Origin of the sequence: Flavobacterium sp. CS20 (genome assembly GCF_018080005.1) — a bacterium.
Lineage (GTDB): Bacteria > Bacteroidota > Bacteroidia > Flavobacteriales > Flavobacteriaceae > Psychroflexus.
In genome coordinates, this window is the sequence record NZ_CP073015.1 from 1,076,576 (window position 1) to 1,087,906 (window position 11,331).

Annotated in this window: 9 protein-coding genes and 1 pseudogene; 9 read left to right on the forward strand and 1 reads right to left on the reverse strand. The window is 34.5% G+C overall.

From position 1 onward, the window contains the following. The first annotated feature begins 569 nt into the window (after positions 1-569). On the forward strand, positions 570-1,178 hold the full coding sequence (locus IGB25_RS14790; protein WP_247653710.1) for an IS110 family transposase: 609 nt from the start codon (positions 570-572) through the stop codon (positions 1,176-1,178). A 267-nt stretch (positions 1,179-1,445) separates the two neighbouring features. Next, positions 1,446-1,883: a transposase gene (locus tag IGB25_RS14795; protein ID WP_247653631.1), complete on the forward strand. Its 438-nt coding sequence runs from the start codon at positions 1,446-1,448 to the stop codon at positions 1,881-1,883. Between the two features lie 428 nt (positions 1,884-2,311). Here the strand turns inward: IGB25_RS14795 and ltrA are convergent. After that, positions 2,312-3,346, reverse strand: a pseudogene (ltrA, locus tag IGB25_RS05200) (group II intron reverse transcriptase/maturase); the annotation flags it as partial. A gap of 1,042 nt (positions 3,347-4,388) precedes the next feature. Here ltrA and IGB25_RS05205 point away from each other — a divergent pair. The 7 genes from IGB25_RS05205 to IGB25_RS05240 all read left to right on the forward strand — a co-directional run bounded on the left by IGB25_RS05205 (position 4,389) and on the right by IGB25_RS05240 (position 11,123). Then, positions 4,389-5,378 carry a hypothetical protein gene (locus tag IGB25_RS05205; protein WP_211066458.1) on the forward strand — a complete coding sequence of 330 codons (990 nt, stop codon included), beginning with the start codon at positions 4,389-4,391 and terminating at the stop codon, positions 5,376-5,378. A gap of 490 nt (positions 5,379-5,868) precedes the next feature. Continuing rightward, a complete protein-coding gene (locus tag IGB25_RS05215) occupies positions 5,869-6,510 on the forward strand; it encodes a hypothetical protein (protein ID WP_211066459.1) in 642 nt (213 codons plus the stop codon). 608 nt (positions 6,511-7,118) lie between these two features. Beyond that, entirely contained in the window at positions 7,119-7,271 is a 153-nt protein-coding gene (locus IGB25_RS05220) for a hypothetical protein (protein WP_211066460.1), read from the forward strand. Positions 7,272-7,274: 3 nt separating this feature from the next. Beyond that, on the forward strand, positions 7,275-8,639 hold the full coding sequence (locus IGB25_RS05225; RefSeq protein WP_211066461.1) for a hypothetical protein: 1,365 nt from the start codon (positions 7,275-7,277) through the stop codon (positions 8,637-8,639). Next, positions 8,640-9,716 (forward strand): hypothetical protein, encoded by a 1,077-nt coding sequence (locus tag IGB25_RS05230; protein ID WP_211066462.1) that lies wholly within the window; start codon positions 8,640-8,642, stop codon positions 9,714-9,716. It abuts the gene before it with no gap. A 2-nt stretch (positions 9,717-9,718) separates the two neighbouring features. Then, positions 9,719-10,819, forward strand: a complete 1,101-nt coding sequence (locus IGB25_RS05235) for a hypothetical protein (RefSeq protein WP_211066463.1) — start codon at positions 9,719-9,721, stop codon at positions 10,817-10,819. Between the two features lie 4 nt (positions 10,820-10,823). Beyond that, positions 10,824-11,123, forward strand: coding sequence for a hypothetical protein (locus tag IGB25_RS05240; RefSeq protein ID WP_211066464.1), 300 nt, complete (start codon positions 10,824-10,826; stop codon positions 11,121-11,123). Positions 11,124-11,331: the final 208 nt, after the last annotated feature.

Here is an 11,331-nt window from a genome sequence, read left to right on the forward strand (position 1 = left end):
ATTAAATCGATTTTTTATTCTATGTCAGTTAGCTTTTTATTAGGTTTTGTATTTTTAAAGAAAGGAATTAAAAAGTAAACATGGCACAACCCTGCATATATTCAATAGCGGCTTTTGGCTTAAACCGAAGGCCGCTATTGTTTCAAAATATACTTTTTAAAGTCATAAATTTGGAATATTTTCACCGCTACTGAAACATATGCTTCCCGTTACCACACATTCCCCATATCAAGAAACTCGATTAATTTCTATTGCTAACGATGCCGATAAAATATTGGTTATTATTTTTGTAATGATCCTTTGTAAGACCGATTTTTCAAATGGTGCTTGAGATAGAGCCCGTGCGCTCATTCTGGTTGAAATGTAAAAAAGCCCCGACTCTTCTCAGGGCTTTGTTGATAATTTCAGTGGTGGCTACGATAATTCGCAGACCCCGTTCAGAATAATTTTCAATACAAAAATACATTTCCTTAGGATCTTTTTTGTTTAATACTTAAATATTTTTCAATTATGGCAAGAAAGAAAAAGTTAGAAATGGAAATTGTAAACCAACATGCAGAGGTATTGACATTGGAAGTCGGTCTCACTTTGTAGCAGTTGGACAAGCCCTAGAAGATGTAAAAGAATTTGGGGTTTATGCAGAAGATCTTACTGCAATTTGTCAACACCTAAAAAGCTATGGTATTACCTCAGTTGCCATGGAAAGCACAGGAGATTATTGGCAAAATCTTTTTACAGAACTCATCAAGCATGATTTTGAAGTTATTTTATGCAATGGAAAATTTACCAAACACGCAAAAGGTAAAAAAACAGATGTTAAAGATGCAAGATGGATTCAAAAACTGCATGCATTAGGTTTGCTTACAAGTAGTTTTTTGCCTGACCAGCAGACTGAAATACTTAGAACTTATGCACGTCAGCGAGGCAATATTATACATCAAGCGTGGCAGCTTCAAGAAAAATGCAAAAGTGCACTTAAGTTTTTAAATTTTAGACTTGATGTTGTAGTTAAAGACATTTGTGGTCTTACAGGTCTTAAAATCATAGAAGATATTTGCAAAGGAAATTTAGACCCTAATGAACTTGCTAAGCATCGGCACTACAATTGCCGAAAGTCTGAGGCAGAAATAGCAAAAGCCCTCCATGGCAATAACAGGAAGACTTTCTTTTTGGGTTAAAACAAGAATTTCAAACTTATCAGTTTTTACAAAAACAATTAAAGGCTTGCGATAAACAGATAGACCAATTCATAAAAAAGCATCTTGACACAAATCCAGAATTAAAAAAACTAAAAACCAATCCAAAACCTTATAAAAGAGAAAATAAGAATGCTCCCAAAATAAAGGATTTTAATCAAGTAGCTTATCAGTATTTTGAAGGTGTGGATCTGCTTGCCATTGAAGGCGTAAGTCATGCTACAATACTTAGTATTATGGTAGAGATAGGTGGAAGGATTTAGAAAGTTTAATTCTTCAAAAGAATTTGTCTCTTGGTTAAGACTAGCACCAAACAACAAAATATCAGGCGGTAAAGTGCTTAGTTCAAAAGTTCCTAAAGGGAGTAATAGATTAAAAATAGCATTACGACAAGCGACTAATTCTATTGGAAATTTAAAAGATACACACTTGTCTGATTTCTTTAAGCGTGTCGCATTTAGAAAAGGAAGACAAGCGACAGTAAGCGCAACAGCAAGAAAATTGGGTGTAATCATATGGAATATGGTTACAAAAAAAGAACCTTATAAACCGCCAAAAGAATATCTATTCCTCGATCAAAAAAGAAAGTTAGGCATAGCCAAAAGAATGAGGAAACAAATCGCTAAATTTGGATTAACTAATGAAGATTTAGGCTTAAATGCAAATATCTATAAAACAGCAACTTAATTTACGTTAGTCAGAATTAGAAACGAGTTTTCGATTAAAAAATAACGATTGATTTATAAAAACACGAGCTGAATTTTAAATACCAATTCGAAAAAAAACTCTATGAAAAATAATTGATTGGATGATTTTTGAGCTGATATTCTTAATCGAAAAATCGAATTTTTTTTGCGATTTTAAGGAATTGAATGAAAATAAGGGATTTGATTTTTTTCAATTTTTTGGCTGAAATTCAAAATCTCGGATGAATAAAAAAAACAAACTGAAAGGCTTTTGATTGAAATGATTGGCTTAACCGAATGAAAGTTGATAAAATCAAACAGAAATTGACACGTGGAATGAAAGTCGAGTAGGTAAAGGGGATCTCACCCCTAAACCTCTCACAGAACCGTACGTGATAGTCTCCCATCATACGGCTCTTCTTAACAAGTCTATGGCGTAAAACCGTATTGCCAATGCACAAACAGATTAGGATAATGCTTTGCAGTTTCCTGTAACCATTTGTAGGCAAAAAACCAGTGTTTACGCCTAAATCTCCGATATTTGTTGCGTACCCATTTTGCCAGACGCATATTCAAGAAACGAAATACATAGTGTAATTCACTCATTCTTACTTTGCCGTAATAATTAATCCAACCTCGTACTTTTTCTGCTATTATGCCTGCCAAATCTGGCAGGCGTAAATGAACCATACGATGAAGTTTCATCTTAAACAAAGTTTGATTGATGCGTTTCTGTCGTTTACGACTGATTGACGGTGTAAATCCCAAATGAAAGTTCCCAAAATAGCCCTTTACCATTCTTGGCTTAAATGTAAATCCAAGAAAATCGAATGTTACATAATGAACCTTAAATGGTGGATGCTTCTTTTGGTTGCGTTTGCAATACACGATATTGCTCTTGCCGTCTTTTATCTGCAATTTGCACTGTTTAAATCGGGCTTTTACCGATTCCAATGTCCGCAAGGCTTGTGTAAAGTTATCGCAATGGATGATAATATCATCAGCATAACGTTCAAACTTTACCTCTGGGTGGTTGTTCTCAATCCACTTATCAAAAACAACATGCAAGAAAATGTTTGCCAGTAATGGACTTATGACACCTCCTTGTGGTGTGCCTTTGTCTCGTGAATGAATACTACCGTCTTTCTTTTGAATTGGAGCCTTTAACCAACGTGCTACATACAAGTGAATATGCTTTTCTTTGGTAAAATGTCCTAATGCTTTAAGCATTAAGTCATGGTCTATCTCATCAAAAAAACTCTTGATATCCAAATCTATCACCCAATCCATTTTCATGCAGTTTTCCCTGCATTGCTTTATGGCTTGATGCGCTGATTTGTTTGGTCGATAGCCAAAAGAATCTTTACTAAACTGTTTATCTACAATCTGTTCTAATTCTTCTCTTATTACCATTTGAGCCGTTCGGTCTTGTACTGTTGGAATGCCAAGCTTCCTGATTCTGACCGTCTTCTTTGGGTATTTCTACCTCGCGCACAGTGCTGGAAAATAACTACCATCTGGCTAACCTATTCCATACAGGATATAAGTATTTCATAGGACGTGAATGTACTTCTTATGCTGACAAATTATCAACACCTGAAGTACCTTTGTTACTCTTTACCTTTTTAAAGGCATCCCATACCTTTCGCTTTAATATCGGTTGCGACTTTTGTTTCTCTTTGAAAATCATCCTAAAAAAAATCTTTAGTTGTAATACAATTTAAAACTGTTAAGTCAGTCCCTTCGCTCCATTTCCATTACAGAAACTTCATCACTACTACAGACTAATCCGCCACTAATTAACAGTATCGCTACTTTCTACCTTGCCCTTCGGGGTTGTGGTATTTTTGCACTATTAATTAGCTTCTCCTGTTCCGTAATTGAGCCGTAAGTAAAGCTCCTGCCCTCTTTATGCCGATTGCCACTTGACCAGAAATAGGTATCATGTCAAGTTCTGTTCTCGCAAGACCGCCCATCCCTCGATTTTGACAATACTAAAGTTGTTTACGACACTTCTACAAGGGTTCAATCTCGTCTCTTTCAGCTTCTTTACTCCTACCATAGCAAACTACTCTGAAAACAACACAGGTAGTGCATTTAACCTTATCGCTCAAGACCAACCCGTGAAAGGAAAGCCCCATAAGGCGGTTTGACTGGTGTGCCTAATCACTCCCAGCCGAGAGACCAATCCTCATCGTACTCTTTACGTGAATCCACCTGAAACAAATGCCAGGGTCGTTTCTAAATACCAATGAGACTCTCATCTCAATTACAGTTATGTTACTTGTTTTCAATGAACTTAATCACTATCTTGTATCCCCAAGTAACGCAGGACACACAACTACTGCTAACATTATGTATCTTCAATGGCGAGGTTTGGGAGCTGAAACCGAAAGTTTGGGATTTATTTTCTAACTTTACGACTGAAAAACGAAATGCATCGCTTCTTTGGTCGCCACTGAAAGATACACAGACCGTTAGCAGTAAGCAAAAGAACGACACTACTATGAAACGATTTATAGACGAACAAGGGACATTTGAAATAAAAGTACCAGCAACATGGAAGCATTCAATTAAGAATGAAAAAGTGCATACTTTTCAAGAATATGAAATTTGGAAATCAGATGCATTCCAGCTTTCAATTAATTCATTAGATACCGAAGAAAAGAAAAACAATTTTCAAAACTTAACTAAATCATTAGAAATTGAAAAAATTGGTGCTCTTGACTTTAGTAAATTTCCAGACAACGGAGATGAAGAGTTTACAACAAAAACTTGGATAAGACAATTTGGCGATAAAATGGTCACATTTACTTTGACGCATCCAAATAATCCTGATAAAGAGCTTGATAGTAGAACGATTGAAGACAAAATTGAAATGGTACACTCAATTTTAAAAGAGTTCAAACTAATTGAACCTGAAAAAAGTGGTCAAGTAATTAGCTCTTACAGATTTGATATGTTTTTACAAGGAGTCGGAGCAACTGGACTAATTTTAAGTAAAGCAGTCGAAAATAAGGCATTTATTGAAGCGACTTGTGTTTTAGCAAGTCAAATTGATGCTCTTTTAAGGGTTGGAATTATTCTAAAAAATCAGATAGATAATGACAATAGCGAGATTGAAACTGAATGGTTTTATCAAGGATTAACTGATAAGAAAAAATCTGAAAAGGATATATATATAAAAGCCAAAGAATTAGGAATAATTGACCAATCAATATTTGATAAGCTTTATACATTATACGATGATAGAAACAGAGTAATACATCGTTTTATAATTTCTGAAATTACATTGGCTGAAGTTGAAGAGATTGCATATAAATACTACCAGAAACAGCAAGAAATAAATAAAATAATATATAATCTTGAAAGTGAGCAGATAAGGCTAAATATTGGTATGACAAGAGTGGACAATGATGGACAGAGTAAGGATAATCACTTGGAATATATCAAAGGAAAAATTGGGAAACAGAATTATTTTGATGAAAAAGAATAGAATGCCTACTGCTAACATCATATATAAAACATTTGGCAGTCAGTGGGTTATCAAGCGTTTCATCTCGTATCAAAAGTACTTGTAACTTGACAGGAAAGTGCTTCGAAATGCCAAACGTTTCATATACGTAACCGTTGGGCACAATCCCTCATAGACTCATAGAAACTTTAGTCCCTCGGCTAACGTAAAATGAGTAAATTTGGATTGAAAATTGAAATGATGAATAAAATATAAATAACTGATTTACAGTAATATAATTTTACGTTAGCCAGAATTTGTTATAAGGCGGGACAGACATAAGATATATACAAAAGTTTTTAGGCCATAGCAGTATCAAAACGACTACAGTTTATACTCATATTAGTCAAAAAAGCACTAAAAAGATAGAAAGTCCATTAGATAAAATGGCAAAAAAGTATAAAAACAAGCCTAAAAATTAAAAAAGTGGTGTATTTTTGTGGATATATACTAGTTATGCCCAAGCTAAAAAATGAGACTGCTAATAATTAACATACTGCTTTTATTCTCGACCCAAGTTTGGTCACAAACTGACCTTGGAATCGGACTTGTCTCTATCAACTTTGACGACAAAACAGTTTTGAAATTTTATTCTGACACTTTAGAAAGTAAGCCTGAAAAGATTGTTGAGTTTTTTAACGACAAGACAATTAACAGTTGGAATATAAAGGACTTGAAAAAACAACAAGAATGGCTTAAACCTGAAATCCTTTGGTTAGACTATTTTGAATTTACATTCCGTTGTTTGACCCCTACAGACAAATGGATTGAAGTAATAGTAAATAATGAAACAGGAAAATCTTATTGGATAGAAAATACTGAACTGACGGAATTTAAAAATTGGGAAGAGTTCCTGAAAAATATGTTTGGAGTGGCTAGACTACCTGACTTCAAGCAAAGCATAAAGACTAAACCGACTGAAAATGTCGCCGACATTAAATATCAAGGAACTGATTGTTTTGTGGTCAAATCAATGAAAGGAGATTGGATTGAAATTTCAACTCCTGACCACTGTGATGACAGTTATACCGAAAGTACAACAACAATAAATTCAGGTTGGATAAGATGGAGAAAAGGAAATAAATTATTAATTGACTACTTTACGACAAGTTGAAAATGAAAAAAGCCAGGGCATAACAGCACCTAAGAAAACATGGGGCAGACAGTGGTTTACGACAGGTTCGTTCTTCGTGGCTAAATTTGTCACGGGCGGACAAGTAAGAGCTTCGAATGCCCCACGTTTCTTAGTCGCAAAACGTTGGTAGCAACTACTCTATAATATTTTTAAAATTATAGGCTCACCCATTTTTTGATAAAATAAGTTGAAGGATTTTTTTCGGTGGAATTTTTATTAACCCCAGATGATGATCTTATCACGATGATTGATAACGAGTAAAATCTTATCACGACGAGAAAATCACAATCCGAAACAAAAGGCTGATTTGTAATAAAATAGTGAATAAAGAAAACAAGGAGCGATGCTAAATCAAAAACTTTGGCTAAACGTCAGCGAAATTTTATAACATCGAAATTATAGGAAATTTGAAACGTGAGTATGAAAAAAAATGGGTGCGAGAGGCTTGGGCATTTTCAGCAAAAGTTCTCGCCTACTCCACCGCTACTACCAACAATGTGTATCATTAATGGCTGTGTTTGGGCAAAATTTTAAGGTTTGAATTTTTTTTCTATCTTTACCAATAAAAACGAAAATGTGTTGACTTTTTGCACGCCACTAATGATACACTCGCCCGTTACCTGCAAGGCGAAAAAAAAGCCAACGCACATAAAGGCACATTTGTTTTTTTCCCAAAAGCGCACCACCAAACGCTTAAAAAAACAAAAGAGCCTTTTGCCAACGCTAACGGAAATGAATAAATTATGAGAAAAGAATTGCAAAAACCGATTTTGACTTTGTTGTGCGGATTGATTGGTTCGCTGTCTTTCTGCCAAGTTCAGTTACCGAAAACACCAACACCATCGACCTACCAAACGATTACACCGAACCAATATATGCCCGAGAACGTAATACCAATTCCAACCGTTCCGACAGTAACCAATTTTGGACAGGACAGAATTCGACAGCAGAACCAAAAACTGATTGCAGAAGTTGAACGCAACGAACAAATACGTGCACAACAACAAAGACAACTGAATGTCGATGTTGCAGAATTCAATAGAAACCGAATAAATTACTCACTACCGAGTAAAAGCGGTATCGAAAGCACAAAGTATTACCGAAAGGCTTTTGACAAATTGAATGAACTAAACCCAAATGACTTTTCCGTGAAGGATGCTACCTTTATCATAGAAAACGCCTACTTTGAGGAGCAACAGAATTACGACGATTTTAACAAGCTCGTAAAACAGACTGGCGATTTTCTACGTGAGAAAATGGGTGAAATGGATTTTGACCCGAACAGCAATGTGGCGAAAAACTATATGCTTTTCAAATTCTTTTCGGACACGCTCGAAATAAAGTCAAAAAACTTAAAACATTTGCCTTTCAAGTATGACTTTGAAGATTACCAAGGCATCAAAGATTGGTCAAAGATGTTCGTAACAAAATTATTGGCAACAGGAAAAGGGCAATGTAACTCATTGCCAAGGTTATATATGATATTGGCAGAGGAAATCGGAGCAGAAGCTTTTCTCTCAATGTCGCCAAACCATTCGTTCATAAAATTCCGTGATGAAGATGAAAATTGGTACAACGTTGAACTCACAAATGGAATGTTCACAACTACTTCCTCAATTTTACTTTCTGGCTACATAAAATCCGAGGCATTGCAGAACGAAATCTATTTGCAAACGATGTCGAGCAAGCAATTGCTGGCGCAACTGCTTGCCGATTTTGCACAGGGCTACGCCCGCAAATTTGGTTATGACCCGTTTGTCAAAAAGGTTGTTGACAGAGCTTTGGAATTGTACCCAAACAGTATCACGACAAATATGCTCAATTCAAATTATTTGACTATTGAATTTGAATATGTTGCTAACCAAGTTGGTATCAACCCAAGAGATAGAGAGCAATTACAAAATATCAGACATTTTCCGAAAATCATTGAAAAACTCAATGAGGTCAATGCCCAATATGCAAAAATTGACAATCTTGGTTTTGAACATATGCCAGCAGAGGCTTACGAAAATTGGCTTAATTCCTTAAAAGAAAACAAACAACAACAGGAAAGCCAAGAAATGAAAGTACAATTTGACATCAAACTTAAACAACCAATAAAAAACTAAATGAAGAAAACATTTGTCATAATAATATTTCTATTTGCTTTTTCTGAAAGCTCAAAAGCACAGGATTATTTCTATGAAAAAAGCTTTAATCTTTTGAGTGATATGCTCGAAGGAAAAGAAGTTTTAGATTTTAAAAATGCTGTCTTTAGCGTTGAAAATGCCTATCTAAAAGGCAGGTTAGATACAATTATTCTTAATAATGAGATATCTATGTTATCAAGTCTCGCAAAAAAAATACAGTCAGAACGTAATTTAACGTATGACGGTAGAGATAAATCAAAAGTAGAAAAATATGCATCTCTATTTTCGATAATGAATGACAGCATTAAAGTTCAAGACCAAGACGGTAAAATATTCTATTACATACCTTTTGCTTACGACTTTGAAGACCCGTTTGGACACGAAGACTGGAAAAGTATGTTTGTTACTGAACTTTTAAGGACTAAAAAAGGTAACTGTCACTCACTTCCCTATTTATATAAAATACTTGCAGAAGAGTTAGGAGTTGATGCACATTTAGCACTTGCACCAAATCACGTTTACATAAAACATAAAAGTGAAAAAGACGGTTGGTATAATACAGAACTTACAAGTGGTATTTTTCCAATTGATGCTTGGTTAATGGCTTCTGGATATATCCATATTGATGCTATCCGTAACGGAGTTTATATGAAAGCCTTGACTGATAAGGAAAGTATTGCACTTTGCTTGGTTGACTTGGCGCAAGGTTATCAAAGGCAAGAATTTTATGATTTAGATTTTGTAATTAAATGTGCGGATAAAGCACTCGAATATTTTCCAAATTATGTGAACGCAATGATTTTAAAGACAGAGGTAAAAGGAAAAAAAATTGAGAATTTACTTTATGAAAAGAATACTAACTTTTCAGATGTCAACAAATATCCCGAAACAAGAAAAATATTGCTAAATATTCAAAACGAATTAGGAGTTATTCACGAACTGGGTTATCGTCAAATGCCAGAAGATATGTACTTGAACTGGCTTGTTTCATTAAAAGAAGAACGAGAGAAATATTCAAACAAAAAAATCAATACCTTTAACAATAAAACTAACTAATTATGAAAAAACACTATGTAGCAATCTTGTTTTTATTTACTTTCAGTTTGGGCTTTGCACAAACTGAAGATAGTTTGAGCATTAAAGAGCAAGAAAGACGGGAGGCAAATATACAAGCAGGTAATCCTTTTAAGCGGTTTGGATACAAACCCAAAATTCACACTTTAAGCAAAGGCAAATATCTTGAGTTTCACGATTTGGACAGTATTGTAAAGATTGGCTCTTTTTCATATCACGTTAAAAGAAAAGTAGTAACAAGGTTTACAGAACAGAAAGAAGTTTATTCAGAGGCTACCTTGCGTCCAGAAATTATTAGTCGTTGGTTCAGTCCAGACCCATTGGCAGAAGAATTTCCTGATAAATCACCGTATAATTTTGTTAATAATAATCCTATTCGATATGTTGACCCTGATGGTAGGGCACCAGTCGATTGGATTAAAAACCGATATGGCGACTATTTATGGGATGACAATGCAGTTGACCAAGCCTCTACACGTCAAGGTTGGACTTATGTTGGTAAAGAATTACCACAAGGAACACATTCTTATGATGTTCTAACAGAAGTCGATGGCTCTCTTTATCATAAAAATACAACCAACCTATTTGCAAAAGTAGGAAATTTGTTAGGAGGCGATTTTGTAGAACACAAACCATACGACCCTGTTGGCGAAAATAATTTAAGTGAAGGAATAAATACAGGTATCGCAATGGTTGGAGGCAACTACGTGATGCAAGGCTCGAAAAAAGTTATTTCTGGTATATTGGGCAATGTCTCGACTAAATCAAGTATGACAACTGTCGGTCGTTGGATGTCGCAAGCAGAATATAATGCAATGCGTTCAACAGGCACTATGGTAGAAGGAGCAGGCGGTCAAACTTTTGTATCTACAGGTGGTCCAAATGCCTTTACTTCTGCTGTAAAAGGTTCTGTTTATGCTGAGTTTGAAGTGGCAACAAATAGTTTATTGCAAGGAGGAAAATCAAATTGGTTTAAAGCACTTGATCCAAACTCTGGTCAAGCAATGCAAAGTGCATTGAACAAACAAGGTGGCGAATTATTACCGCAAATTAAAAATTTAACAGAAGTACTTATCACTAAATAAGATTATGGAAAATTCTAAACTGAAAGAAAAATTTCTCAAAGAAATTGAACCAAAAATGAATAATTTTGAAATTATCCATAAGGATTTTAAGGAAGGTGACTTTGGCTCATTAGAACAAATTGAATTTAATTCTGAAAATATTGGAGGAAACATTGATTTTTGGAGTAAAGGTTGGTTAGGTATTTTCTTATGGGATTATAAAAAAGAGAAGGAAATATTAAATACTCTTAATGAACCTAATGAAGAAAAAGATAAAAAAGAAAATTTTGAGAAAATGAAAGAAATTATAACAACTTATATATAAAGCTAAATATGAGATTATTCTTTAAAATATTCTTTGTCTGGTTATTGTTTGTAATTATTGTAACCTTTTTAAACGGATATTTATATCAAAAAACTGATTTAGATACTTTCAGTACGTTTTTTAGTTACTTAACTTTAATTTTAAGTTGTCCATTATATTTTTTGGATAAAACTTATCCATTCTACGCACAAGGTTCTGTTTGGTTTGT

Excerpts from the sequence above, each read along its gene's own strand:
- IGB25_RS05230 (WP_211066462.1), top strand. The coding sequence starts at position 8,640 with ATGAAGAAAACATTTGTCATAATAATATTTCTATTTGCTTTTTCTGAA.
- IGB25_RS05235 (WP_211066463.1), top strand. The coding sequence starts at position 9,719 with ATGAAAAAACACTATGTAGCAATCTTGTTTTTATTTACTTTCAGTTTG.
- IGB25_RS05215 (WP_211066459.1), top strand. The coding sequence starts at position 5,869 with ATGAGACTGCTAATAATTAACATACTGCTTTTATTCTCGACCCAAGTT.
- IGB25_RS05205 (WP_211066458.1), top strand. The coding sequence starts at position 4,389 with ATGAAACGATTTATAGACGAACAAGGGACATTTGAAATAAAAGTACCA.
- IGB25_RS05240 (WP_211066464.1), top strand. The coding sequence starts at position 10,824 with ATGGAAAATTCTAAACTGAAAGAAAAATTTCTCAAAGAAATTGAACCA.
- IGB25_RS05225 (WP_211066461.1), top strand. The coding sequence starts at position 7,275 with ATGAGAAAAGAATTGCAAAAACCGATTTTGACTTTGTTGTGCGGATTG.